25 protein-coding genes are annotated in these 25,093 nt (G+C 72.3%); 17 read left to right on the forward strand and 8 right to left on the reverse strand.

Features of this window, described 5'->3' with window-relative positions:
• The first annotated feature begins 11 nt into the window (after nucleotides 1–11).
• The 10 genes from ACO0E0_RS00825 to ACO0E0_RS00870 all read left to right on the forward strand — a co-directional run bounded on the left by ACO0E0_RS00825 (nucleotide 12) and on the right by ACO0E0_RS00870 (nucleotide 11,406).
• Entirely contained in the window at nucleotides 12–572 is a 561-nt protein-coding gene (locus tag ACO0E0_RS00825) for a hypothetical protein (RefSeq protein WP_422869482.1), read from the forward strand.
• Complete coding sequence (locus ACO0E0_RS00830; RefSeq protein WP_422869483.1) at nucleotides 569–1,669, forward strand: peptidoglycan-binding protein; 1,101 nt, start codon at nucleotides 569–571, stop codon at nucleotides 1,667–1,669. The genes ACO0E0_RS00825 and ACO0E0_RS00830 overlap by 4 nt, the downstream gene beginning before the upstream one ends.
• Nucleotides 1,666–2,382: an ABC transporter ATP-binding protein gene (locus ACO0E0_RS00835; RefSeq protein WP_422869485.1), complete on the forward strand. Its 717-nt coding sequence runs from the start codon at nucleotides 1,666–1,668 to the stop codon at nucleotides 2,380–2,382. Before ACO0E0_RS00830 ends, ACO0E0_RS00835 begins: the two co-directional genes overlap by 4 nt.
• Nucleotides 2,379–3,563 carry an ABC transporter permease gene (locus ACO0E0_RS00840; protein WP_422869486.1) on the forward strand — a complete coding sequence of 395 codons (1,185 nt, stop codon included), beginning with the start codon at nucleotides 2,379–2,381 and terminating at the stop codon, nucleotides 3,561–3,563. The genes ACO0E0_RS00835 and ACO0E0_RS00840 overlap by 4 nt, the downstream gene beginning before the upstream one ends.
• Before the next feature lie 306 nt (nucleotides 3,564–3,869).
• Nucleotides 3,870–5,204 carry an extracellular solute-binding protein gene (locus ACO0E0_RS00845; RefSeq protein WP_422869488.1) on the forward strand — a complete coding sequence of 445 codons (1,335 nt, stop codon included), beginning with the start codon at nucleotides 3,870–3,872 and terminating at the stop codon, nucleotides 5,202–5,204.
• 87 nt (nucleotides 5,205–5,291) lie between these two features.
• Nucleotides 5,292–6,317, forward strand: a complete 1,026-nt coding sequence (locus ACO0E0_RS00850) for a carbohydrate ABC transporter permease (RefSeq protein ID WP_422869490.1) — start codon at nucleotides 5,292–5,294, stop codon at nucleotides 6,315–6,317.
• A complete protein-coding gene (locus ACO0E0_RS00855) occupies nucleotides 6,314–7,270 on the forward strand; it encodes a carbohydrate ABC transporter permease (RefSeq protein WP_422869491.1) in 957 nt (318 codons plus the stop codon). The genes ACO0E0_RS00850 and ACO0E0_RS00855 overlap by 4 nt, the downstream gene beginning before the upstream one ends.
• Before the next feature lie 138 nt (nucleotides 7,271–7,408).
• Nucleotides 7,409–8,197 (forward strand): DeoR/GlpR family DNA-binding transcription regulator, encoded by a 789-nt coding sequence (locus ACO0E0_RS00860; protein WP_422869493.1) that lies wholly within the window; start codon nucleotides 7,409–7,411, stop codon nucleotides 8,195–8,197.
• The gene (locus ACO0E0_RS00865) at nucleotides 8,194–9,180 is read left to right on the forward strand and encodes a 1-phosphofructokinase family hexose kinase (protein ID WP_422869494.1); all 987 of its coding nucleotides are present in this window, start codon (nucleotides 8,194–8,196) and stop codon (nucleotides 9,178–9,180) included. Before ACO0E0_RS00860 ends, ACO0E0_RS00865 begins: the two co-directional genes overlap by 4 nt.
• 72 nt (nucleotides 9,181–9,252) lie before the next feature.
• Nucleotides 9,253–11,406, forward strand: a complete 2,154-nt coding sequence (locus ACO0E0_RS00870) for a PTS fructose transporter subunit IIABC (protein ID WP_422869496.1) — start codon at nucleotides 9,253–9,255, stop codon at nucleotides 11,404–11,406.
• Between the two features lie 123 nt (nucleotides 11,407–11,529).
• On the opposite strand, the gene ACO0E0_RS00875 is transcribed toward ACO0E0_RS00870, so the two are convergent.
• Nucleotides 11,530–13,221 (reverse strand): beta-N-acetylhexosaminidase, encoded by a 1,692-nt coding sequence (locus ACO0E0_RS00875; protein ID WP_422869498.1) that lies wholly within the window; start codon nucleotides 13,219–13,221, stop codon nucleotides 11,530–11,532.
• 83 nt (nucleotides 13,222–13,304) lie between these two features.
• On the opposite strand from ACO0E0_RS00875, the gene ACO0E0_RS00880 reads away from it, so the two are divergent.
• The 4 genes from ACO0E0_RS00880 (at nucleotide 13,305) to ACO0E0_RS00895 (ending at nucleotide 16,279) form a co-directional block, all read left to right on the forward strand.
• Nucleotides 13,305–14,426: an ROK family transcriptional regulator gene (locus tag ACO0E0_RS00880; protein WP_422869500.1), complete on the forward strand. Its 1,122-nt coding sequence runs from the start codon at nucleotides 13,305–13,307 to the stop codon at nucleotides 14,424–14,426.
• 106 nt (nucleotides 14,427–14,532) lie between these two features.
• Nucleotides 14,533–15,210 (forward strand): helix-turn-helix domain-containing protein, encoded by a 678-nt coding sequence (locus ACO0E0_RS00885; RefSeq protein WP_422869502.1) that lies wholly within the window; start codon nucleotides 14,533–14,535, stop codon nucleotides 15,208–15,210.
• Complete coding sequence (locus tag ACO0E0_RS00890) at nucleotides 15,207–15,473, forward strand: hypothetical protein (RefSeq protein WP_422869504.1); 267 nt, start codon at nucleotides 15,207–15,209, stop codon at nucleotides 15,471–15,473. The genes ACO0E0_RS00885 and ACO0E0_RS00890 overlap by 4 nt, the downstream gene beginning before the upstream one ends.
• A gap of 29 nt (nucleotides 15,474–15,502) precedes the next feature.
• Nucleotides 15,503–16,279 (forward strand): DedA family protein, encoded by a 777-nt coding sequence (locus tag ACO0E0_RS00895; protein WP_422869506.1) that lies wholly within the window; start codon nucleotides 15,503–15,505, stop codon nucleotides 16,277–16,279.
• On the opposite strand, the gene ACO0E0_RS00900 is transcribed toward ACO0E0_RS00895, so the two are convergent.
• Entirely contained in the window at nucleotides 16,276–16,479 is a 204-nt protein-coding gene (locus tag ACO0E0_RS00900; RefSeq protein WP_422869507.1) for a hypervirulence associated TUDOR domain-containing protein, read from the reverse strand. The genes ACO0E0_RS00895 and ACO0E0_RS00900 overlap by 4 nt on opposite strands.
• A gap of 140 nt (nucleotides 16,480–16,619) precedes the next feature.
• On the opposite strand from ACO0E0_RS00900, the gene ACO0E0_RS00905 reads away from it, so the two are divergent.
• Together ACO0E0_RS00905 and ACO0E0_RS00910 are read left to right on the forward strand one after the other, a co-directional pair.
• Nucleotides 16,620–17,678, forward strand: a complete 1,059-nt coding sequence (locus ACO0E0_RS00905) for a serine/threonine-protein kinase (RefSeq protein ID WP_422869509.1) — start codon at nucleotides 16,620–16,622, stop codon at nucleotides 17,676–17,678.
• A gap of 73 nt (nucleotides 17,679–17,751) precedes the next feature.
• The gene (locus tag ACO0E0_RS00910; protein WP_422869511.1) at nucleotides 17,752–18,375 is read left to right on the forward strand and encodes a phosphoribosylanthranilate isomerase; all 624 of its coding nucleotides are present in this window, start codon (nucleotides 17,752–17,754) and stop codon (nucleotides 18,373–18,375) included.
• 65 nt (nucleotides 18,376–18,440) lie between these two features.
• Here ACO0E0_RS00910 and ACO0E0_RS00915 read toward each other — a convergent pair whose 3' ends face one another.
• The 3 genes from ACO0E0_RS00915 to ACO0E0_RS00925 all read right to left on the reverse strand — a co-directional run bounded on the left by ACO0E0_RS00915 (nucleotide 18,441) and on the right by ACO0E0_RS00925 (nucleotide 20,761).
• Complete coding sequence (locus tag ACO0E0_RS00915) at nucleotides 18,441–19,199, reverse strand: HAD-IIB family hydrolase (RefSeq protein WP_422869512.1); 759 nt, start codon at nucleotides 19,197–19,199, stop codon at nucleotides 18,441–18,443.
• Nucleotides 19,200–19,262: 63 nt separating this feature from the next.
• Complete coding sequence (locus tag ACO0E0_RS00920) at nucleotides 19,263–20,030, reverse strand: SDR family NAD(P)-dependent oxidoreductase (RefSeq protein WP_422869514.1); 768 nt, start codon at nucleotides 20,028–20,030, stop codon at nucleotides 19,263–19,265.
• Nucleotides 20,031–20,164: 134 nt separating this feature from the next.
• On the reverse strand, nucleotides 20,165–20,761 hold the full coding sequence (locus ACO0E0_RS00925) for a nitroreductase family protein (RefSeq protein ID WP_422869516.1): 597 nt from the start codon (nucleotides 20,759–20,761) through the stop codon (nucleotides 20,165–20,167).
• Between the two features lie 95 nt (nucleotides 20,762–20,856).
• Between ACO0E0_RS00925 and ACO0E0_RS00930 the strand changes: the two genes are divergently transcribed.
• Complete coding sequence (locus ACO0E0_RS00930; RefSeq protein WP_422869518.1) at nucleotides 20,857–21,789, forward strand: AEC family transporter; 933 nt, start codon at nucleotides 20,857–20,859, stop codon at nucleotides 21,787–21,789.
• 44 nt (nucleotides 21,790–21,833) lie between these two features.
• Here the strand turns inward: ACO0E0_RS00930 and ACO0E0_RS00935 are convergent, their stop codons facing one another.
• From ACO0E0_RS00935 to ACO0E0_RS00945, 3 genes are all read right to left on the reverse strand, one after another.
• On the reverse strand, nucleotides 21,834–22,670 hold the full coding sequence (locus ACO0E0_RS00935) for an exodeoxyribonuclease III (protein WP_422869520.1): 837 nt from the start codon (nucleotides 22,668–22,670) through the stop codon (nucleotides 21,834–21,836).
• 39 nt (nucleotides 22,671–22,709) lie between these two features.
• Nucleotides 22,710–23,558, reverse strand: coding sequence for a phosphotransferase (locus ACO0E0_RS00940; protein WP_422869522.1), 849 nt, complete (start codon nucleotides 23,556–23,558; stop codon nucleotides 22,710–22,712).
• Nucleotides 23,559–23,620: 62 nt separating this feature from the next.
• Nucleotides 23,621–24,961 carry a peptidoglycan DD-metalloendopeptidase family protein gene (locus ACO0E0_RS00945; protein WP_422869524.1) on the reverse strand — a complete coding sequence of 447 codons (1,341 nt, stop codon included), beginning with the start codon at nucleotides 24,959–24,961 and terminating at the stop codon, nucleotides 23,621–23,623.
• Between the last annotated feature and the right edge of the window lie 132 nt (nucleotides 24,962–25,093).

The following is a 25,093-nucleotide window of genomic DNA, read 5'->3' on the forward strand; positions in this document are numbered from 1 at the left end:
GGACTGGGTGCATGAAGACCACCACGAAGACCCAGACCCTGGCGGCGCTCGTCGCCATCGCGCTCGTGCCGCTCGCCCTGACGGGCTGTGCGGCGACCGAGGACAGCGCCCGCACCGACCCGTCCGGGGGCACCGGCGACTCGGCGAACGCGTTCACGTCGTGCATGCGGGAGCACGGCGTCCCGATGATGGACGCCGGCGCGGGCGATGACCGCTCGATGCGCACCCGTCTGCCGGAGGGAGTGAGCCAGGCGCAGTTCGCCGAGGCGGCCGACGCGTGCGCGACGAAGACCGGCGCAGGCGCCGGGGGCAGCGGCGCGGGCGACGGCGGGGGTGCGAAGAGCCTCGACGACGACCCCGGTCACCAGGCGGACCTGATCGAGGTCGCCGAGTGTGTGCGGGGCAAGGGGATCGCGGACTACCCGGACCCCGGGGCGGGGGAGGACGCCTACCGGACGATGCGCGAGCCCGACGAGGAGGTCGCGGCGGCGGAGCGCGCCTGCTTCGACGAGATCATGCCGGGGACGGGCTCCGGCTCCGGCTCGCGCTCCGACGCCGGGAGCAGCCGGTGACCGCGCGGGTCCGGCGCCGGACCGTCGTGGCCGGCAGCTGCGCCGCCGCGCTCGTCGTCGTGGGGCTCGTCGTCGTGGGGGTCGTCGCCACGGTCGCCGTCATGACCGACCCGACACCGTCCGACGCCACGACGCCGGCCGTCGGACACCACCGGACGGCGCGGGTCGAGCGCGGCACCCTGACGGAGCAGAAGACGTTCTCGGCGACGCTCGGGTACGGGGTGCCGACGCCGCTCGACGCGTCCGCCGCGGGCACGATCACCTGGTTGCCGCGGTACGGGCAGGTGATCGGGCGCGACCAGGAGCTGTACCGTGTCGACGACGTCCCGGTGCGGGCGATGCACGGCACGGTCCCCCTGTTCCGCCCGCTCGTCCGGGGGCTCCACGGGCCGGACGTCCGGCAGCTGAACGAGAACCTGTCGGCGCTCGGGTACGCCGTCGCGGTCGACGACCGCTTCGGGACGCGGACCGAGGCCGCCGTGCGGCGGTACCAGCGCGACCGAGGTCTGACGGTCGACGGCACGGTCGACGGCAGGACCGTCGCGTTCGTCGACGGCGACGTCCGGGTGGCCGCGCTGGACGGCCGTCTCGGCACACCGGCCGACGGACCCGTGCTCGGGTACACGCGGACCACCATGGTCGTGACGGCGACGGTGCCCGCGGCGGATGCGACGCGGTTCACGGACGGCGGATCGGTCGAGGTGGTGTTCGACGGGCAGCCCGACCACGTGACCGGGACCGTCGACCGCATCGACGCAGCGAGTCCCGGCAGCGGTGGCGGCGGCGGGGACGGCGACGACGGCGGGGACCGCGGCACGGTCGCCGTCACCGTGCGGCTCGACGGGCCGGTGCCCGACGGCGTCTCCGAGGCATCCGGCGTCCGGGTCGTCGCGGACGGGACGACGAAGGCGGACGTGCTGTCCGTCCCGGTGCCCGCGCTGCTCGCCGGTCGAGGGTCCGGGTACGTCCTCGAGAAGGTCACCGCATCCGGGAGCACGACGCGCGTCCCCGTCACCGTCGGCTTCGCCGCGCAGGGGCGGGTCGAGGTGCGTGGGTCGGGCATCGCCGCGGGCGACGAGGTCGTGGTGCCCGCATGAGCCCGCGCACGGACACCGCGGCGGTCCTGGAACTCCGGGGCGTCGAACGGCGCCACGGCGACGTCGCGGCGCTCGCGGGCGTCGACCTCCGTCTCGACCACGGTGAACTCGTTGCGGTCGTCGGACCGAGCGGGTCCGGCAAGTCGACGCTGCTGAACGTCGTCGGCACCCTCGACCGGCCGACGGCGGGCTCCGTCCGCATCGCGGGCGAGGACGTCGTGGAACGGTCCGACGACGCGCTCTCCCGGCTCCGCGCCGAGCACATCGGGTTCGTCTTCCAGCACTTCCACCTGACGACCGGGGCGACCGCCGTCGAGAACGTCGCCGACGGATTGCTGTACCGCGGGGTGCCCCGACGCCGTCGTCGCGTGCTCGCCGTCGACGCGCTCGGGCAGGTCGGACTCGGGCACCGCGTCGACCACCGCCCGCACGAGCTCTCCGGCGGCGAGCAGCAGCGTGTCGCGATCGCGCGGGCGATCGTCGGCGGGCCGACGATCCTGCTCGCGGACGAGCCGACCGGGGCTCTCGACTCCACGTCGGGCGCGGCCGTCGTCGACCTGCTGCGGGAACTGCATGCCGGCGGGACGACCGTGCTCGTCGTCACGCACGACCTGGCGCTGGCCGCCGCGCTGCCGCGTCGGGTCCGGATGCGGGACGGGCGGATCGAGGAGGACACCGGGGCGGCGGCGTGCCGCGTGGGGGTGCCCGCATGAGCGCGACGGGCATCGGGTTCGTCGACCTGGTCCGGCTCGGCGTCTTCGGCCTGCGGACCCGTCCGACGAGGGTCGCGCTGTCCGCGCTCGGGATCGCGATCGGCATCGCGGCGATGATCGCCGTCGTCGGCATCTCGGGGTCGAGCAAGGCCGCGCTCGACCGGGTGCTCGACGAGCTCGGGACGAACGTGCTGACCGCCGCGCCGGGTTCGACCTTCGGCGAACCGGTGCCGCTGCCGACGGACGGGGTGGCGACGGCCGGACGGCAGGACGACGTCGAGCGGGCCGCGGGCGTCGGGACGATCGACGGGGTGCACGTCTACCGCACCGACCGGATCGGCGCACTGGAGACCAAGGGCATCGGGGTGTCGGCGGCGATCGGCGACGTCCCCGCCGTGCTCGCCGGACGGTTCACCGCCGGACGCTGGCTCCAGCAGGGCGCGGACGCACCGCCGCAGGTCGTGCTCGGTGCCGAGGCCGCGCGTCGGCTCGGGATCGACGCCGTCGACGCGGACACGACGGTCTGGATCGACGGCCGCTGGGTGGCGGTCGTCGGCGTGCTCGCGCCGCTGCCGCTCGCACCGGACCTCGACACCCGGGTGTTCGTGTCGACGACGACCGCGGCGGGGCTCGGCTTCGACGGACACCCGACGACGATCGTCGCGCGTGTGGACCCGGCGGACGTCCCCGCTGCCCGTGACCGGCTCGCGCGGTCGATCTCGCCGTTGTCGCCCTCGGACGTCGCCGTGAGCCGGCCGTCGGATGCGCTCGCCGCGAAGGACGCCACCGACGCGTCGTTCGCCGGGCTGCTCGTCGGCATCGGCGGGGTGGCGCTCCTGGTCGGCGGTATCGGTGTCGCGAACACAATGGTGATCACCGTGCTGGAGCGTCGGGCGGAGGTCGGCGTCCGCCGGTCCCTCGGCGCGCGACGGCGCGACATCCGCAACCAGTTCCTCGTCGAGTCCCTGTTGCTGTCGCTCCTCGGCGGCGGGGCGGGGGTGGTGGTCGGCTGCGCGGTCACGACGGTGTTCGCGGCGACGCAGGGCTGGCCGGTCGCGATCCCGGCGTGGGTCGTCGGCGGCGGGCTCGGGGCCACCCTCGTGATCGGGGGAGCCTCCGGGCTGTACCCAGCGGCACAGGCGGCGCGGGTCCCGCCGACGGCAGCGCTCGCCGCCGTCTGACGCGCGCCCTCGCCGCCCGTGCGACGCGCACGCTCGCCGCCGTCCGACGCGCGCCGGAGGTCCGTGCCGATACCGTGCCTCCCGTCCGCCGTCAAGCCATTCTGCAAGAAACGTTCGAAATCCGTTACCGCCCGGAAACACGCGGATCGCAGCGGATCGACCACCTCCGAGAAAGTCGGTCGCGGTGATTGACAAAACGGCCGCGGAGTCGTTCACTTGCGATTACACAAGTTCCTTTCGGAAAGCAGTTCACAGCACGACGGGCCGCCCCGACGACGATGTCGGGGCCACACACAGGGAGCAACTTTGCAACGCACACGACTCGCGGCACTCGGCGCACTCGGACTCGCCGCGGCGCTCGCCCTCGCCGGCTGCTCGGCCGGCGGTTCCTCCGCCGGCAGCGGCGGCGGCAGCAGTTCCGGATCGATCGGCACCCCGGACGGCAAGGGCAAGACGATCACCGTCTGGATCATGAACGGCGACCTGAGCCCCGCGATCCTCAGCGTCGCCGAGAAGCAGTTCACCAAGGCCACCGGCGCGAAGGTGAAGCTCCAGACCCAGCAGTGGGACGGCATCACCACGAAGCTCACCACCGCGCTCGCGCAGTCCGACGCTCCCGACATCGTCGACCTCGGCAACACGGACGTCCCGGTGTACGCGGCGACCGGCGGTCTCAAGGACATCACCGCGTACAAGAGCGAGCTCGCCGACGGGCAGACCTGGCTCAAGGGGCTCGAAGGCCCGGCGACCGTGGACGGCAAGCTCTACGGCGCACCGCTCTTCGCCGGCAACCGCTCGGTGATCTACAACAAGAAGATCTGGGCGGATGCCGGGGTCACCGCGGCCCCCACGAGCTACGCCGAGTTCACCGCGGACCTCGACAAGGTCAAGGCCGCGAACACGGCGACCGACTTCTCCGCGTTCTACATGCCCGGACAGTACTGGTACGGCGGCCTGCAGTGGGTGTGGGACGCCGGCGGCTCGATCGCGACCGAGAAGGACGGCAAGTGGACGGGCACCATCGACTCCGCCGCCGCCGTCAAGGGCCTGACCGCCTGGAAGGCGTTCCAGAACGAGTACTCGGTGTCGTCGACGCAGGACATCAACACCGACAAGCCCGCTGAGTCCGACGTGTTCGCGCAGGGTCAGACCTCGGCGATCCTCGGGTCGGCGTGGGAGATCGGCTCGATCGAGACGGCGAAGCCCGAGCTCAAGGACCAGCTCGGCACGTTCGCCCTCCCGTCGACGACCGCGGGCAAGACCCAGCCGGTGTTCCTCGGCGGGTCCGACCTCGGCATCCCGGCGAAGAGCAAGAACCAGGACCTCGCGCTGTACTACATGAAGATCCTCACCTCGAAGAAGTTCCAGGAGGACCAGGTCTTCGGCGTCGACGGCTGGGAGCCGAACTCCACCCAGCTCATCGACGCGGTCTCGAGCAAGCTCTCCGACCTGCAGAAGCCGTACTTCGAGGCGGCCAAGACGTCGCAGCCGACGCCGGCGACCCCGGGGTGGGCGACGATCGAGGGCGATGCGTCCTTCCAGACGATGTTCGCGGACATCGCCACCGGTCGCCAGACCCCGCAGGCCGCGGCGGAGAGCTTCTCGAAGCACCTCACCACGGCGCTGAACGCCACGCAGTAGCGACTCCGGACGGCGGGGGCGGACCGGTCCGCCCCCGCCGTCCGCTGCCGACCACCCGTCACCACCGCCTGGATCGGAGTCCACCCGATGACCACCACCGCGCAGGGCGCACCGGGCATCACGCCCGCAGCCGAGCCGATCGGCACGGGAGGCACGCTGCAGTCGAGCATGCAGCCACCGGCCCCGCAGCCGGGTCGCGCCCGCACCGCGGGCCGACGCCTCGGCAGGTCGAAGGCCCCGCTCGTCCTGCTCGCCCCCGCCGCCGTCATCCTGCTCGTCCTGGTGATCTACCCGCTCATCCGGCTCGTCGTCATCTCGTTCCAGGAGTACGGGCTGCGCGCGATCTTCACCGGGCACGCCGGGTTCGCCGGGTTCGCGAACTACACGAACGTCCTCACCGACGCGAGCTTCTGGCCGGTCCTCGCCCGCACCGCGGTCGTCACCGGGGCGATGGTCCTCGGCACGATCGTCATCGGCATGGCGGTGTCGCAGCTCCTGACGCGGCTCGGCGGCGTCATGCGGACCGTCGTCAGCGTCGTGCTGGTGCTCGCGTGGGCGATGCCGAACGTCGCGTCGAGCCTCGTCTGGCAGTGGTTGTTCCAGCCCTTCTACGGGGTGCTCAACTGGCTCATCACGCAGCTGCGCGTGTTCGGCGACCACACCCAGGACAACTGGGCCTCGCATCCGGCGCAGGCCTACACGATCGTCCTGTCCCTCGTGATCTGGCAGGCAGTGCCGTTCGTCGCGCTGACGCTCTACGCGGCGCAGTCGCAGATCGACCCCGCGTACTACGAGGCCGGATCGCTCGACGGTGCGTCGAACTGGACGATGTACCGGGCGATCACGCTCCCGGCGCTGTCCCCGACGCTGACCCTCGTCTCGATCCTCTCCGTGATCTGGGACTTCAACGTGTTCAACCAGATCTGGCTGCTCACCCGCGGCGGCCCCGAGGAGTCGACCACGACGCTCGGTATCTGGACCTTCGTGCGCTCGTTCGTGAGCGGCGCGTACGGGCAGGGTGCCGCGATCGCGATCATCTCGACGGTCATCCTCGGGGCGCTCACGAGCTACTACATCCGCCGTCTCATCCGTTCCGGGGAGGAAGACCTGTGACCGCCACGATCCCGAGCGGGGGTGCCGGCGCGACCGGCCCCCGGGCTGCCGCCGGCGCGACGGGCGCGACCCGCGCCTCCCGGCCGTCCGCGTCCAGCAGCACGACGGACGCCCGTGTGCGTGCGCGCCGCCGTCGGCCCCGCCGCACCGTCCCGACCGTGCTGGCGGTGCTCTTCTGCCTGGTGTGGGTGTTCCCGATCTACTGGATGGTCGTGACGGCGTTCAAGCCGAAGGACGAGGTCACGACGATGACCCCGATCTGGGTGCCGCTGCACCCGACGATCCAGAACTTCGTCCGCGCGGTCTCGCAGGAGCACTTCCTGCTCTACCTGCGGAACTCGGCGATCGTCGTCGTGGCGGCCGTGCTGCTGTCGATCGTGGTCGGGTTCCTGGCGTCGGCGGCCCTGTCGCGGTTCCGGTTCCGCGGCCGTCGGGCGATCCTCGTTGCGATCCTGTTCGTGCAGATGATCCCGTCCGGCGCGCTGCTCATCCCGCTGTTCCTGTCGTTCCAGTCGCTCGACCTGCTCAACAGCTACGTCGGCCTCATCCTGGCGTACGTCGCGAGCGTCCTGCCGTTCTCGATCTGGGTGATGCGCGGGTTCTTCGTCGCGGTGCCGGTGGAGATCGAGGAGGCGGCGAAGACGGACGGCGCCGGGACGTTCCGCATCCTCTGGAGCGTGCTGTTCCCGCTCGTGATGCCCGGTGTCATCGCGACGAGCGTGTTCGCGTTCATCGCGGCGTGGAACGACTACCTGACCGCCTACGTCATGCTGAAGGACCAGACGATGTACACGCTGCCGGTCTGGCTCGCGACCTTCTCGACGAACAAGGGCACGGACTACGGGGCGCTCATGGCGGCGTCGGTGCTGTTCTCGCTGCCGGTCGTGGTGTTCTTCCTCATCGTGCAGCGTCGGCTCGTCGCGGGGATGACGGCAGGGGCCGTCAAGGGGTAGCCCTCCGTCCCGGTGCCGCGCCGGACCTTCCTGCGGCGACCTGATCGCCGATCTTCGTTTCGTTGGTTTCACCCCTTGCGTTCGTGTTGGAACTGCGCTTATGCTCCTGCCAAGCACAGACGGACGAAGGAGTCGGACATGTACGCGACCGAACGGCAGGACGCGATCGCCGAGGCACTGCACGCCTCCGGCCGCGTGTCCGTGGCCGACCTCGCCGCGACCCTCGACGTCACGACGGAGACCGTGCGCCGCGACCTCGACGCGCTCGAGACCGCGGGCGTCCTCCGCCGGGTGCACGGCGGTGCCGTCCCCGCCGGTCGCGCCAGCGTCGCCGAGCTGAGCGTCGCCGAGCGCGAAGGCCAGCACGGCGACGCCAAGACCGCGATCGCGGACGCCGCCATGCGACTGCTCCCGCCGACGTTCACCGGCTCGGTGTCGATCGATGCCGGGACCACGTGCGCCGCCGTCGCCGCGCGCATCGCGACCTGGGTGCCGGCGACCGCGGGACAGACCATGACGGTCATCACGAACTCCGTGCCGATCGCCGCGCTGCTGCAGCACAGTCCGCACGTCGAGCTGCACCTGCTCGGGGGACGGGTCCGCGGGGTCACGAGCGCCGCCGTCGGCACGGCCACGGTGGAGCAGATCGGCGCGCTCCGCCCGGACATCGCGTTCGTCGGGACGAACGGCCTCAGCGCCGGGTTCGGCCTGAGCACCCCGGACGAGTACGAGGCGGCGGTGAAGGGCGCCTACGTGGTCGCCGCACGACGGGCCGTCGTGGTCGTCGACGCGGCGAAGCACGGGGTCGAGGCCCTGATGCGGTTCGCGACGTTCGCCGAGGTCGACACGATCGTCACCGACCTGCCACCGGCGGCCGACCTCGCCGAGGCGCTCGCCGAGGCCGACGTCGAGGTCGTGGTCGCGTGAACCGGCGCATCGTCACCGTGACGCCGAACCCGTCGCTCGACCGTACCGTCGAGCTCGGCGGCGAACTCCAGCGCGGCGCCGTCCAACGTGCGACCCGGTCCGCCGCCGAACCCGGCGGCAAGGGCGTCAACGTCTCCCGGGCGGTCCGGGCCTCCGGCGGAGACACCGTCGCGGTCCTGCCCGGCGACCCGACCGACCCGGTGCTCCTCGCCCTCGCCGGCCTCGGCATCCCGACCGCGGCGCTCCCGATCGGCGCGCCGCTCCGGTCGAACGTCACGATCACCGAGCCGACCGGGACGACCACCAAGATCAACGAGCCCGGGCCGTCACTCGCCGCGCACGCGGACGCGCTCGTCGACCTCGTCGTCACGAGCGCGGCGGGAGCGCGGTGGCTCGTGCTCGCCGGGTCCCTGCCGCCGGGGCTCGCGGACGACGCCCTCGCGGAGATCGTCCGCGCGGTCCGCAGCGCGTCCGACGACGCCGGCCAGGACGCGCCCCGCATCGCGGTCGACTCGTCCGGTGTCCCGTTCACCGCGCTGCTCGCGTCGGGTGTGCCGATCGACCTCCTCAAGCCGAACGCCGAGGAGCTCGCCGAGGTCGTCGGCGGCGACCCCGACGGGTACGAGGCGGACCCGGTCCGTGCCGCGACCGCCGCGGCGCGACTCCTCGACCGGGGAGTCCGGGCCGTGCTCCTCACCCTCGGCAGCGCTGGAGCCGTCCTGGTCACCGCCGCCGGGTCGTGGTCGGCGGCGGCACCGCGGATCACGGCCCGGTCCACCGTCGGCGCGGGCGACTCCGCACTCGCGGGCTACCTGCTCGCCGAGACCGCGGGTGGCACGCCCGAGCAGTGCCTCGCACAGGCCGTCGCCTCCGGGGCCGCCGCGGCGTCGCTCCCCGGCAGCACCGTCCCGTCCCTCGACCAGACCCGTCCGGGCGACGTCGTCGTCGAACCGGTCCGGATCGCGGCTCCCGTCATCTCCTGACCGTCCCCACCCCCGACCCTGCAGCATCCGCACGTCCTCGCGCGCCGCGCACTTGCAAAGGAGCAACTCCCCATGGCAACTCCCGTCACGGGCCGCACCGGCCCCGACCTCATCGACACGGAACTCGTCGGGCTCGACGAGGACCTCGGCGGCACGTCCTCGGACGTCATCCGCGTCCTCGCCGGCCGCGTCGCAGCGACTGGGCGAGCGGGCTCCGCCGAGTCCCTCGCCGAGGACGCCATCAAACGCGAGGCGTCGGTCGGCACCGGCGTCCCCGGCGGCATCGCGATCCCGCACGCCCGATCCACCTCCGTCACGTCGCCGACGCTCGCGATGACCCGTCTCGCCCGCACGGTCCCGTTCGGCGCCCCGGACGGCGACGCCGACATCGTGTTCATGATCGCGGTGCCCGAGGGTGCGGACAAGGACCACCTCACGGTGCTCTCGACGCTCGCCCGAGCGCTCATCCGCGAGGACTTCACCGCCGCGCTCCGCGCCGCGACCACGCGCGAGGAGATCGTCGCGCTCGTCGACCGCGAGGTCAGCGGCGAGGTCGCGTCCGCCGGCGTCGGCACGTCCGGCGCGCGGACCGACGGCCGGGAGGCCGGGGGCGACGCTGCAACGTCGGCCTCGGGCTCCGGGGCGGCCGGGTCCGGCACCGCGGGGCAGCGCCCCCGTCTGATCGTCGGGGTCACGGCGTGCCCGACCGGCATCGCGCACACCTACATGGCGGCGGACGCCCTCGTCGCGGCCGGCAAGCGCGCCGGTGCCGAGGTGCACATCGAGACGCAGGGCTCGTCGTCCGTGACACCGCTCGACCCAGCGCTCATCGCCGCGGCCGACGCCGTGGTGTTCGCGGTCGACGTGGACGTCCGCGACCAGGGCCGGTTCGCCGGCAAGCCCGTCGTCCGCGGCCCGGTGAAGCGCGGCGTCGACGAACCCGACACGATGATCGCCGAGGCGCTCGCCGCCGCGGACGACCCCCGCGCGCACCGCGTCGCCGGCGGCTCGGTCGCGTCCGGTCCGGTCATGAACGCCGGCCGCGAGCACGTCGGCCAGGCGCTGAAGCGCTGGCTGCTCACCGGTGTCTCGTACATGATCCCGTTCGTCGCCGGCGGTGGGCTCCTCATCGCGCTCGGGTTCCTGCTCTCGGGCTACGGCATCGCCCTCACGGCGAAGGGCCACACGGTCAACAACGCCGTGTACACCCTGCAGAACTCCACACTGCTGCACCTGCCGCCGGAGGGGCTCGGCTACTACCTCGGTGCGGCGGCCTTCGAGATCGGCGGGATCTCGCTCGGGTTCCTCGTCGCCGCGCTCGCCGGGTACATCGCCTACGCCATCGCCGACCGGCCGGGCATCGCACCCGGGTTCGTCGCCGGTGCGATCGCGGTGTTCATGAACGCCGGGTTCCTCGGCGGACTCGTCGGCGGCCTGCTCGCCGGTGCGGCCGCGTACTGGCTCGGCCGCATCCCGGTCTGGCGCTGGCTCCGCGGCCTGATGCCCGTCGTGATCATCCCGCTGCTCGGCTCGATCTTCGCGTCGGGGCTCCTGCTCCTCGTGCTCGGCGGTCCGATCGCCCTGCTCATGACCGAGCTGTCGAAGTTCCTCAACTCGCTGACCGGTGCGTCCGCGATCCTGCTCGGCGTCATCCTCGGCCTGATGATGGCGTTCGACCTCGGCGGCCCGGTGAACAAGGTGGCGTACGCGTTCGCCGTCGCAGGGCTCTCCGCCGGCTCGGCGGCGAACCCGGCGCCGCTCGAGATCATGGCCGCCGTGATGGCGGCCGGCATGGTGCCGCCGCTCGCCCTCGCACTGACGTCGACGATCCTCTACCGCAAGGGCTTCACGATGGCCGAGCGGGAGAACGGCAAGGCGGCGTGGCTCCTCGGCGCGTCGTTCATCTCCGAGGGCGCGATCCCGTTCGCGGCGGCCGACCCGCTCCGCGTCATCCCGTCCTCGATGGTCGGAGCGGCGGTCACCGGCGCGATCTGCATGGGGACCGGCGTGACCTCGCGGGCCCCCCACGGCGGGTTCTTCGTGTTCTTCGCGATCGGGAACTTCGGGATGTTCATCGTGGCGATCATCGCCGGCATGGTGGTCTCGGCACTCGTGCTCGTCGTCCTCAAGCGGTTCGTCCGTCGCCGGACCCCGCTCGCGGCCGAGGACGCCCGGGCCGCGGACGCCGCGGCGGTCGTCGACCAGCGTCAGCCCGTCGCCGTCTAGGGCGACCCGCTCGGGTGCTCCACTCGACGGAGCAGAACACGCCGCGACCCCGGACGGGATCGCGGCGTGTTCTGCGATCTCGGCCGGGTGCTCGCGGCGTGTTCTGCGATCTGGGCCGGGTGCTCAATCCGCGATGTTCGCGGTGATCGCCTCGATGTAGGCCTGCCGGTCCTCGCGGGACGCCGGTCGTCCGGGGATCCCGGGACGCTGCTCCCACGGGAACGGCCCGGACTCGTGCCGGTACTCGATGCCCATCGCCTCGAGTCGGGCGAGGTGCTCTCCGAGCCGGCCCTCGAACTCCGCGGGGTCCCGCGGCCCGGCGACGTCGGCGGACCACAGTGCCTCGGACAGGGCGACGATCCGCGGGAAGAGCATGTAGTCGAGTCGCCTGGCCGTGTCGACGTGCTCGGTCCACATGTTCGCCTGCCCGCCGATGACGTGCGCGGCCTCGGACTCGGTCAGCCCGGCCGGGACCGGGTCGAACGCGTACACGTCCGCCGTCGTCAGGACGATCGAGACCGGGATCGGCTCCGTCGCCATGTCGGACTGGCGGTAGTCGAGGTACACCTGGTCGTCCGGCACCGAGATGACGTCGTGGCCGCGCCGGGCCGCGGTGACGGCACCGGTCAGTCCGCGCCAGGACACGATGGTGGCCGAGCGGTCCAGGGTCCGGCCCTCGAGGATCTCGTCGAAGCCGAACATCCGCCGACCGGCCGCGGTGATGTGTGCGCCGAGACGACCGACGAACCAGGCCTGCAGCTCCTCCTCGTCGTGGAGACCGAGTTCCCGGATGCGCTCCTGCGTCCGCGGGTCCTGCTGCCACTGCACCTTCGGGCATTCGTCGCCCCCGATGCCGATGTACTCGGACGGGAACAGCGCCATGACCTCGTCGAGGACGTCCTGGAAGAACCGGACGGTCGACTCCTCGGTGTTGAGGATGTCCTCGGAGATGCCCCATTCGGTCCACACCTCGAGCCGTCGGTCCGGGTGGACGCCGAGCTCCGGGTAGGCCGCGAGCGCCGCGCGGACGTGCCCGGGGATCTCGATCTCCGGGACGACCGTGACGAACCGGGTGGCCGCGTACGCGACGATCTCGCGGATGTCGTCCTGCGTGTAGTACCCGCCGTGGGGACGACCGTCGAACGCCGCGGGGACGAGCTCACCGTCCGGGCCGGGCACGTGCGCGCCGACCTGGGACTCCGTCCGCCACGCGCCGACGTCGGTGAGGCGCGGGTACCGGCGGATCTCGATGCGCCACCCCTGGTCCTCGGTGAGGTGGAAGTCGAGGCGGTTGATGCGGTGCGCGGCGATCTGGTCGATGACGCGGAGGACCTCGTGCTTGGTCCGGAACGTCCGCGCGACGTCGAGCATGAACCCGCGCCATGCGAACGCCGGTGCGTCCTCGACCACGACCGCGCCGATGCTCCACGGACCGTCGGCGATGCGCCCGCGACGGTACACGTCGGCGGGGAGGAGTTGCAGCATCGCCTGTGCGCCGTAGAAGACCCCGGCGGGTCCGCCGCCGACGACCTCGACGCCGTCGGTGGTCACGGTCACCCGGAACGCCTCGGAGCGGTCGCCGCCGGGACCCGCCGGGAGCGTCGCCGACTCGGCGGCGTCCGCGAGCCGGAGCACGATGCCGGCACCGGCCGGGGAAGCGGCGTCGGACAGCGGCAGCCCGGTCGACGGACGGAGGACGCCCTGCAGGTACCGGGCCGTCGACCCCGTCTCCGACGTCGCCGCGATCGTCGTGGTCTCGTCGAGGGTGAACGCACCGGAGCCCGGCGTGGAGACACGGGGTCTGGGGATGATCATGACAACCTTTCGATGCGTGTGTTGCCGCATTTCTCAATGATCTTTCGTAATATGGAGGCTATGGCGACCGGAGGGCAGTGTCAATGAGCATCGACGCACGCGGCAGCTCGCCGGCGACCCTGCGCCGGATCAACTCCCGTGCCATCCTCGGCGAGCTGTTCCACGACGAGGGATCGCACACCGTCACCGAGCTCGCGACGGCCGTCGGCCTGTCCCGCCCGACGGTCGAGGCGGCCCTCGCCGACCTCGTCGCGGAGGGCTGGGTCACCGAGGTGGACGCGATCGCGACACCGAACAAGGCCGGGAGGCGCGCCAAGCGGTTCCGCGCCGAGGCGAGCGCCGGGTACGTGGTCGGCGTCGACCTCGGACTGCACGCCATCGTCGGCATCGTGTCCGACCTGCGGGGGACCCCGATCGCGACGGTCGAGGAGACCTACCCGACGCTCGCGTCCGCGGAGCAGGCCTGGCGGTCGGTCCGCGAGGTCATCGCCCGCCTCACCGACCGCATCGACGTCACGAAGCTCCTGTCCGCGACCTTCGGCGTGCCGGCCGTGGTCGACCGCTCCGGCGCGATCGACTACACGATCGCGGTCCCGGACTGGGTGTCGGCGCGGATCCCCGGCCGGATCGGGGACCTGTTCCCCGGTGCCGCCACGTTCTTCGACAACGACGCCAAGCTCGCGGCGATCGCCGAGGCGATGTGGGGACGGTTCGTCGGCGTCCAGGACGGCCTGTCCCTCGTCATGGGACGCCAGATCGGGGCGGCGCTGATCGTCAACGGCACGCTCGCCCGCGGTGTCCGGGGTGCGGCGGGCGAGGTCGGCGGGCTTGCCTCGACCGGCTGGCCCGGCGTCCCGGCGGAGCTCGAGGCCCGGATCCCGGCCGGGCTCGACCTCGAGCAGTGCATGCGTGCGGCCGGAGCGGGCGACCCGGCCGCGGTCGCCGTGGTGGAGTGGCTCGCGGGCGCGGTCGCCACGGGGGTCGCGCAGCTCGTCGCCACGGTGGACCCGGAGCGGGTCGTCGTCGGTGGCGAGGTCCTGCCGGCCGGGACCGTGTTCACCGACGCGCTCGCCACCGAGGTCGCGGCGCGGACGGGCGCGACGGTGCCGATCGTGCCGTCCGCAGTGGGTCGGGACGCGGTGGCGCGGGGCGCACTCGCGCACTCGCTCGGCCACGTGCGGAGCGAGCACATGGGCCTCGGCTGACCTGCGGGGCGACGTCGGCGGCGCAGCCGTTGCAGCGAGGTCTTTGCAGAGGGGTCGTTGCAAAGAAACGCTTGCAAAGACCTGTTTGCAAGCGTAGTCTCGAATCATGAACGAACAGCGCGTCGCCGGTATCGAGGCCCTCAAGGCACTCGGTCACCCGCTGCGAGCTCGGCTCTTCAACCTGTTGTCGGTGTACGGCGCCGCCACGGCGACCGATCTCGGCAAGCGGATCGGGGAGTCGAGCGGTTCCACCAGCTACCACCTCCGACAGCTCGAGAAACACGGCCTGGTGTCCGAGGACACGGAGCGCGGGACCGCGAGGGAACGGTACTGGCAGCGCATCCCCGGTCCGGTGGTGCTCGGATCGGCCGAGATCACGGCGACCCCGGCCGGTCAGTCCGCGGCCCTGATGGCGTACAGCGCCCTCAACGGCGTCGAGGAACAGCTCGTCCGGGACTTCATCAACTACCGGGCGGCCGACATGCCGACCGAGTGGTCCGACGCCGCGGACGACTCGACGGCCTACCTCAACCTGACCGTCGAGCAGGCGATGCACCTGGCCGAGGACATGCACCAAGTGATGGAGCGGTACCGGCAGGAGCAGACCGAGGGGCCGGGCACCGCGCGCATGTTCGTCAAGTACCGCACGATCCCGGTCACTCTCGCCGACGAACCGGTCGACACGAGCACCACGCCCATCGACATCGCGTCGCTCCACGCCATGGCGGGACTCGACGCCCCCACCGACACCGACACCCGTCCCGATCAGGAGCAGCAGTCATGACCGCGTTCTCCCACCCCGCCACCACATCCGTGCCGTCCGTCGGCGCCGTCGACCGAGTCGTCTACCGCGTCGGCACCGCCATGGTCCGCTGGAGCACCCGTCGCACGGACCGCACCGCTCGTCGCGGCAGCACGCTCGCCACCGCCGTCCACGTCCGCGCCGACCAGGTCGACCCGGCGCTCCGCCACGCGGTCCTCGCCGACCGTGCCGACCGCGAGCACGGGCACGCCGTCGCCGCGGCGGTGCTCCTCCCGCGCCGCTGAGTCCCAGCTCGGTTCCCTAGCCTGGGCGCATGACGATCGCCCTCGCGACCGCCCGTCCGGCAGCCTCACACTCCCTGTCCGCCGCACCGCACCGACCCGGGACCGAACTCGGCGGCCTCACCGGGTTCGTGCTCGACCTCATCGACCGACTCGGGGAGTGGGGCGTCGGCCTGATGCTCTTCGTCGAGACGGTGTTCCCGCCGATCCCGTCCGAGGTCATCCTGCCGTTGGCCGGGTTCCTCGCCGGGGCCGGTTCGATGGACCTCGCACTCGTCCTCGTCGCGGCGACGCTCGGTTCCTACCTCGGTGCCCTCGTCCTGTACTGGCTCGGCGCCTGGGTCGGCCTCGAGCGCAGCATCCGATGGCTCAGCAGACTGCCGCTCGTCGACGACCACGACTTCCGGACCGCAGCGAGGTGGTTCTCGGGGCACGGCCGGGCGGCGGTGTTCTTCGGCCGGCTGATCCCGGGCGTCCGGAGCCTCATCTCCCTGCCTGCCGGTGCGGAGCGGATGCCCTTGGTCGGCTTCAGCGTCTGCACCATCCTCGGCAGCGGCCTCTGGAACACCGTCCTGATCCTCGTCGGCGCCGCGCTCGGCACGCAGTACGAGCTCATCGAGCAGTGGTCGGGCTGGATCGACCGGATCGTGTACGCCGCCATCGCGACGGTGGTCGTGGTGTTCGTCGTCCGCCGCCTGCGCCGCGACCGGCTGGAGCGTCGGGGCGGACGGGAGCCGCGCCTCCCGTCCGGTGCACGGACCCCACCGGACGTGCGGCCGACACGACCCCGGCGGCCGCACGACGGCTAGGCCTTGGTGAGTGCCGATTCCTTGTGGGCCGCCTTCGCGCCCGTCTTCTCCGACTCGACGATCCAGTACGGGTCGTCGTCGGTGGGCTTGAAGGTCTGGCCGTCGAACTCGAACTCCGTGACGCGCTTCTGCGTGACGGTGCCGGTCGTTCGGCCCTGCGAGGTGTTCCAGTGCACGGTGTCGCCCTCTTCGAGACTCATGGACCACACGGTACGCGGGTGGACGGCCCCCTCGTTCGGGTCACAAGTGGATAACACGCGTTCGCGGACCGTTCGAGATCTGTACCGTTGGGTCGGCAGGGCCCAGTGATCGATGCGGCCCCTCATGGATCGGCGACGCGATGTCCCTGGCCTCCGGCGCGGTGACGGCCGACACGGTGCTCGCCGGTCGCTACCGTTTGACCGAGGTCATCGGCACCGGCGGGATGGGGACCGTCTACCAGGCTCGCGACCAGCACACCTACCGCGACGTCGCGATCAAGCTCTTCGCGAGCCCGCAGTCCATGACCGCCGCCGACCAGGTCCGCCAGGAACGTGAGATCCGGCTGCTCAGCATGTTGTCCCACCCGGGGCTCATCCCGCTCTACGACGCCGGGACCCACGTGCTCGTGGACGGCCCGCACCGGTTCATCGTGATGGAGCTGATCGGCGACCCGACCCTCTTGGTGCGGCTCGGCGACGGCGCGCTGCACAACTACGAGGTGGCCTCGCTCGGCGCCCAGCTCGCCGACGCCCTGGCCTACGTGCACGCCCGCGGGATCGTGCACCGCGACGTCAAGCCGGCGAACATCCTGATCAGCGACGAGGGCAGCTCCGGCTTCACCCGCACCGTCAAGCTCACCGACTTCGGGGTCGCGCACTTCGTCGACGGCTCCCGGCTCACCGGCGACGGCACCATCATCGGCACGGCGGCGTACCTCAGCCCCGAGCAGGTCGCCGGGGAACCGATCAGCCTGGCGACCGACATCTACTCGCTCGGGCTCGTCCTGCTCGAAGCCCTGACCGGCCACCAGGAGTACAGCGGCACCGTCATCGAGGCGGCGCTCGCGCGACTCTCCCGCGACCCCGTCGTCCCCGACGACCTCGCGCCCGAGTGGCGACGGATGCTCCTGGCGATGACCTCTCGCAACCCCGCCGACCGGCCGAGCGCGGTCGTGGTGGCCAGCGTGCTCCGCGGCGGCGACGCGCGGGTGACCGGTCCGGTGCCGCTCGGGCCCGGTCGGGCTGCGCACCGCGAGCGGACCAAGCTGCACCGCAGGGCGGACCGACACGCCAAGCGCGGCACCTTCGTCGCGGTCCGTCGCTGGCGGCGCCGGAACACCGTGCTGGTGGCCGGAGGCGTCGTGCTGGCGCTCGGTGCCTGTGCGGGATCATGGCTGCTCGGCGCGCTGGTGCACTGAGCGCGGCGGGCGCGGTGCTCGTGGTGGGTGCGGGGCGGTACCTGCACCCCGGGGGATCAGGCAGGATCGAACCATGACCGACGCACTGTGGATCAAGATCTGTGGCCTCTCGACCCCGGAGACCGTCGACGCCGCGGTCGAGGCCGGTGCCGACGCGGTCGGCTTCGTGTTCGCCGCAGGCAGTCCGCGGGTCGTGACCGCCGACCTCGCGAAGCAGCTCGTCGAGCGCCTGCCGGACGGGGTCGACGCCGTCGGGGTGTTCCGCGACCAGGAGATCGACGAGATCGTCGGGATCGCCTCAGCCGTCGGGCTCACCACCCTCCAGCTGCACGGCAACGAGTCGACCTCGGACTTCGCCCGGGCCCGCGACGCCGGGTTCTTCACGATCCGGGCGCTCCCCGCCTCGGCCTACCTCGCCGAGACGGCCGAGCAGCGTGCGTCGTTCGACCACGACCTGCTGCTGCTCGACGCCGAGGTCCCCGGCAGTGGGCGTGCGATCGACCCTGCGGCACTCGCGGGCCACGTCGGCGAAGCGTGGATCCTCGCCGGCGGGCTCACCCCCGCGAACGTGCAGGGCGTCGTCGCGCGGCTCGACCCGGACGGTGTCGACGTCTCGAGCGGCGTCGAGTCGTCGCGCGGGGTGAAGGACCCCGCGCGCATCCGGGCGTTCGTGGAGGCCGTCCGCAGCATCCGTTGACGGCGGCGGACCGCGGCTCAGGCTAGGGGCCTGCGGCCCGGGGCCTGCGGCCCGGGGCCTGCGGCTCAGCGGAGCGTCGGGAGGAGCTCCCGGAGGAACCGGTCGGTGTCCTCCCAGCCGTCGACCGCGTGGCAGGCGACGCCCATCGCGAGCACCGGGTAGTCGTTGCCCTCGGGGTCGAGACGGTCCCCGACGAAGAGCATGTCGTCGAGCGGGATCCCGGTCAGCTCGGCGAGGCGGTGCATGCCGTACGCCTTGTCGATGCCCTTGCGGGTGATGTCGACACTCGTCGAGCCACCCGAGCGGACCTCGAGGTCGGGGAGCTCGGCCTGCACCGCCCGTCGGAGCGTGTCCTTCTTGGCACCGGTCGGGTCCCATGCCTTCTTGGCGTCGACCGGTGCTGCCTGCCCGAGTGCCGAGAACGTGATCTGCGAACCGCGGTCCTCCAGGATCGGGCCCCAGGTCTCCGACTCCCAGAAGCCGAGTCCGCGGGCCTGCCGTTCGACCGCCGCGAGCGCGCGCGTCTTCTGGTCGGCGGTGAGGTCCTCGGCGTACTCCAGGTGCCAGTCGTTCCCGACCCACCGGTGGTAGCGGGTGCCGCAGGTCGGCATCAGGTGGAGCTGGTCGAGCACGAGCCCGTCGCGCTCACGGAGCGGGGTGACGAGCTGCTGCTCGAACTGCTCGAACTGGCCGCCGCTGATGACGGCGACGGGGACGACCTCGAGCAGGGCCGCGAACGTGTCGAGCATCCGGGGGTCGAGCGGCGACTTGCTCGGGGCGAGGGTGTCGTCGAGGTCGAAGGCGACGAGTCGGGGTGCGGGCATCTCCCGATTCTGGCAGATCGACCGGTGGGCCCGACGCGCGTGCGGACGGGACGACGACCTCCGTCAGAACACGCTGTAGCCGCCGTCGATGGTGAGCACCGAGCCCGTCATGAAGCTCGACGCGTCGCTGGCGAGGAACACCATCGCCGGGCCGAGCTCGTCCGGCTCGCCGGCGCGCTGCTGCGGGGCGTCCTCGATCCAGTACCGGTGGAACGCGGGGTCGTCGACCGGCGCCATGTCGGTGTGCATGTACCCGGGGGCGATGGCGTTGACGCGGACGTGCATCGGCGCCCACTCGGCGGCGAGGCTCCGCGTGAGGTGGTGGACGGCCGCCTTCGACGCGTTGTACGCCGGTTGCCACTGCGGACGGTTGACGATGGACGCCGACATCGACCCGACGTTGACGATCGTCCCGCCGCCCTCGGCGATCATGTGGCGGCCGAAGACCTGGCTCGCGATCCACAGGCCGTCGAGGTTGACGCGCATCACGTCGTGCCACTCGTCGTCCGTGACCTCGAGGGCCGGCTTGTGGATGCACGCGCCCGCGTTGTTGACGAGCACGTCCGCGCGGCCGAAGCGGGCCGTCGTCTCGGCGAGGAGGCGCTCGACGTCGTCCCGGCGCGTCACGTCCGCCATGACCGTCAGCACGCCGACGCCGCGCTCCTCGAGTTCGGCCTGGACGACGGCACCGGCCGCGGCGTCGCGACCGACCACGACGACGTTCGACCCGGCCTCCGCCAGGGCGATCGCGAACGCGCGGCCGAGCCCCCGGGTGGAGCCGGTGACGACGGACGTGCGCCCGGTCATGGAGAAGCGTTCGAGGACGGACATCGTTGTTCTCGTTCCTGTGTGGTCGTCGGCGGACGTCCATCGTACGGCCGTGCACGACACCGCCGAACGCACGAGACACCGCCCCGGAGGACGGTGTCCCGTGCGGACGGGAGTGTCCCGTCGGGCGGTCGACCTCAGTCGCGCGCGAGCACGAGCACGTCGAGCGGGAGGCGCGTCCGCTCGGCGGTCTCGCGCGCGGCGGCCTTCTCGTCGAGCTGCGACGGGTCCGCGACGGTGCCGACCGCCGTCACGGTCACCGGGACGAGTCGCTCGGGCAGGTCGAACGCGGCGCGGAGGCCGTCCACCTCGAAGCCGCCCATCTGGTGCAGGTGCAGCCCCTCGGCGTGGGCCTGGACGCCGAGCGCGGCGATCGACTGCCCGAGGTCGTACTCGGCCCAGCGGCGTTCCGCACCGTCCTCGGCCGCGGTCTCGGCGACGGCGACGATGAGCACCGACGCGCGGTGCGCCCAGACGCGGTTGAAGCCCATCAGCTGTTCCTGGATCGCCCGGAACGTCTCGGTGCCGCGGCGGCCGACGATGAACCGACGGGGCTGCGTGTTGGCCGCGGACGGGGCCCAGCGTGCGGCCTCGAGGAGTGCGTCGAGGGTGTCGTCGCCGATGGTCGCCGTCTCGTCGTAGGAGCGGGGGCTCCACCGCTCCTCGAGCAGGGGCACGAGCGGCTGGCTCGAGTCGGTCGATCGGGACAGGGTGTCAGTGGCGGAGGACGTCATGACAGGCACAACACCGTTCGCCCCGTCCGCATTTCCGGGCTGTGCGTGCTCGCAGCCCGCCGGCCGTCGACGGGCCGACGTGCGCCTCTGCCAGGATGGCTCTCGTGTCTGGCGTCCTGATCGGGTTCGCGATCATCGGCGTGGTGATCGCGGCCGGCTACGTGGTCGGACGTCTCGGCATCCTCGGTCCGCACGCCCAGTTCGTGATGAGCCGGCTGGTGTTCTTCGTCCTGACGCCGTGCCTGCTCTTCAGCACCATCGCCCGGGCGGACGTCGAGGTCCTGTTCTCCCGGATGCTGCTCGTGTCGCTGCTCACCGCGTTGCTCGTCGCGGTCGCGTCGTGGCTCGTGTTCGCGCTCGTGTTGCGCCGGTCCGTCGCCCGCGCGACGATCGTGGCGCTCTGCTCCGGCTACGTCAACGCGAACAACATCGGCCTGCCGGTCGCCGTCTACGTGCTCGGTGCCGCCACCTGGGTGGTGCCGATCATCCTGCTGCAGCTCGTCGTCCTCGCACCGATCGCGCTGACGATCCTCGACACTGCGACGTCCTCGGGCGGGAGCCTCCGCCGCCGCGTCCTCGGGCCGGTGTCGAACCCGCTCATCATCGCGTCGCTGTTCGGGCTCGTGGTCGCCGTGACCGGGGTGCGGATCCCCACCCCGGTCATGCAGCCGTTCGAGCTCGTCGGTGCCGCGACGGTGCCCCTCGTGCTCATCGGGTTCGGGATGAGCCTGCACGGGGCGGCGCCGCTCCGCGACCCGAGCACCAGGTTCGACGTCGTCGTGGCGTCCGCGACGAAGCTGTTCGTGATGCCGGCACTCGCGTTCGTGCTCGGTCGGTTCGTGTTCCACGTGTCCGATCAGCACCTGTTCGTGCTGACGGTGCTCGCCGGGCTGCCCACCGCGCAGAACGTGTTCAACTACGCCCAGCGGTACGACGTCGCGGTTCCGATCGCGCGCGACGTCGTGCTCGTGTCGACGATCGGTGCCGTGCCGGTGCTGGTCCTGGTGGCAGCACTGCTGCACCCGTAGGTCGCACTCGCGACCACGCGTCGGACGGGAGCAACGGGGCGGAGTCAGAAGATCATCGGGCGGTCGTCGTCGAGGGTCGTGTCGAGGTCCAGGTCGACCGTCACCGGGACGTGGTCGGACGGGGCGTCGCCCTTCCGCTCGTCGCGGTGGATGGCAGCTCCCGTGACGACGTCCTGGAACGCCTCCGACCCCATCACGAAGTCGATCCGCATGCCCTCGTTGCGCGGGAACCGGAGCTGCTTGTAGTCCCAGTACGTGTAGCCCGTGGGGACGAGGGGGCGGACGACGTCGGCGAGGCCGAGGGTCTCGAAGGCGCGGAACGCGGCACGCTCCGGCTGCGACACGTGGGTGTGTCCCTCGAACACCGCGAGGTCCCAGACGTCCTCGTCGAGCGGGGCCACGTTCCAGTCGCCCATGAGCGCGAGTGGCTGGTCAGGCCTGGTGTCCAGCCACGACGCGGTCTGGTCGTGGAGCCGCGTCAGCCAGTCGAGCTTGTACGTGTAGTGCGGGTCGCCGAGCTCGCGACCGTTCGGCACGTAGAGGCTCCACAGGCGGACACCATCGACCGTGACGCCCATCGCCCGGGCCTCGACGGGCAGGTCGTCGCCCTCATGCCCCTTGAGGAACCCGGGCTGGGTCGGGAAGTCCCGGGTCACGTCCTCCATAGGCAGGCGGCTCGCGAACGCGACACCGTTCCACTGGTTGAGCCCGTGCGCCTCGACGGTGTAGCCGGCGGCCTCGAACGCCTCGGTCGGGAACTGCTCCGGCTTGCACTTGATCTCCTGCATGCCGAGCACGTCGACGTCCTGCCGGACGAGCCAGTCGACGACCCGGCCGGATCGGGCACGGACGGAGTTGACGTTCCAGGAGGCGACACGCATGGGTCCGAATCTACCGGCCAGGGGCGGCGCGGTGCGTGCTCAGGCGGCGGGCACGGACTGGTCGGACGGCGGGTTCGGGTCGCCGAGGTTCCACAGGGCGCGGTACCAGGTCGAGCGTTCCTCGTCGGGGTCGATCCCGTACGCGTCGAGGAACACCCCCTCCCAACCCGGCCCGAAGTTCCACCCCAGGGACATCGTCGCGACGCCGATGTCGGCCCAGCGGTCCGCGATGCCGAGCGCGTCGAGGTCGACGTGTCCCGCCCACCGGCCGTCGTCGTGCACGAGCGTGTTCGGCGTGCAGGGGTCTCCGTGGCAGACCACGATGCGGTCGGGCGACGGTGCCGGGCCGAGGGCCGCGATCTGCTCGTCGGACGCGCCGGACCGTGCGATCCGCGTCGGGACCGCCCACTCGAACGGGCACTCGCCCACCGGGAGCGCGTCGTGGAGCGCGCGGAGTCCGACGCCCGCTGCGACGACCGCGGGGCGGGGGTCGTCGTGCCACCGGGGGTCGACCGCGCTCGAACCCGGCATCGCGGCGGTGAGGACCCATCGGGCGTCGTCGTCGACGCCCTGGTCGAGGACCCGGGGGACCGCCGTGTACCTGCGCGCCCAGGACAGGCGGGCGATCTCGCCCCGCAGGTCGAGTCCCGTTCCGTGCGGCGCCCACTTGAGGTAGGCGCCCGCGCCGGCCGCGCCCCCCGCGCTGGCTGCGCCCCCCGCGCCTGCGGCGCCTGCCGCGCCGCCGTCGAGCCGGAAGGTGAGTCCGCCGACCGCGTTCACCCAGACCGGGACGACACCGTCGGCGGGCACCCCACGAGCGGCGGCGATGCGCAGGACCTCGGCCGGGACGTCGACCGGGCGGGAGGGGAGTCCATCGATGTCGTGCACCCCGTCATCATGGCCGACTCCGGCACCGATGGGGGACCCAGCACGACTCCGCAGCCGGTCGATCAGCGGAGGGAGACGCCCCGGGCCGCCATGTAGGGCACCGGGTCGATCGGGCTGCCGCCGCCCGGACGGACCTCGAAGTGCAGGTGACAGCCGGTCGAGTTGCCGGTGGACCCGACCAGGGCGACGAGCTGCCCGGCCTCGACGTGCTGGCCCTTCCGGACCCGGAAGCCCCCGTCCACGATGTGCCCGTAGGCGGTCTTCACTCCGCCGTGGTCCACCCGGACGTAGTTGCCGTACCCGCCGTAGCGGCCGACGTAGTCGACGGTCCCGGATGCCGCGGCGACGATCGCGGTGGAACATCCGCTCGCGAGGTCGACGCCCTCGTGGAACGTCCGCACCCCGGTGATCGGGTGGATCCGGTAGCCGAACGCGCTCGAGATCCCCCCGCCGCCCGGGCGGACCCATCCGGAACCCGACCCGGACCCGACGCCACCGGAACCCGGTCCGGGACCGGCCGAGCTGCTGCCGCCACTCGTGGCAGCGCGCGCAGCGGCAGCGGCCGCGGCAGCACGAGCTGCGTCCGCCTGGCGCTTGGCCTCGGCCGCCGCGGCCGCGATCCGGACCTGCTCGCCCTTGGCGTACTCGGCCTCGGTGTGCTCCTGTCCGGTCCGCAGCGTGGCGAGCTGCGCCTGCAGACGGGCTTCGTTGTCGTTCTGCTCGGCGAGCTGTGCCTGCACCGCGTCCGAGGCCTGCTGGGCCGCGGCCATCCGGGTCTCGGCCTCGGTCGCCAGGGCGTCGAGCGCACTGGCGGCACGATCGGCCTGCGCCGTGAGCGATCGTGCGACGGCGGCGTCCGCGACCGCCGCGGTCTCGACCTTCTGCGCGTGCTCGGTCAGCTTGCTCATCGCTCCGAGGTCGTAGAGCAGGTCCTTCGCCCCGCGCCCGTCCGACATCAGGGACGCGGTCACCGAGGCGCCGCCACCACGGGACAGCTGCGCGGCGAACTGGCCGGCCTGGGCAGCGCTGTCCTCGGCGATCGCGGCGTGCTCGTCGGCGTCCGCGCGGAGGGCCGACTCGCGTGCTGCGGCGGCGTCGGCGGCCTGTTGCGCCTGCTGGAACTCGCCACCGAGTCGGTCTGCTTCGGCCTGCGCGGCGGACACGCGGTCGCGGAGTCCGGTGAGGAGCGTCTGGAGTTCGCCGACCTTGGTCTGGGTGGCGGCGGTCTGCCCCCGCGCCGCCATGACGTCGTCCCATGACGGGTAGGTCGCGGCGTCGGCACGGTCCGTCGTGGTGAGGAGGCCGCCGGCGAGCGCCACGACGGCGGCCAGGGCGAGCACGCGGACGCGGAGGCCGCGGCGGACGCGGACGCCGCGGCGGAGGTCGGCACGGAGAACCGGCACGGGGAGAACCCAATCGTCGATGGTCGGTCGATGCATCACGGTCCGCCGGCCGGTCCGGCGTCGTGCCGGAACTGCGCGGGGCCCGCTCGGGGACGATGCGGAATCCGATCAGCCTATACGTCCTCTCAGACT

Origin of the sequence: Curtobacterium phyllosphaerae, from assembly GCF_049341865.1 — a bacterium.
Lineage (GTDB): Bacteria > Actinomycetota > Actinomycetes > Actinomycetales > Microbacteriaceae > Curtobacterium > Curtobacterium phyllosphaerae.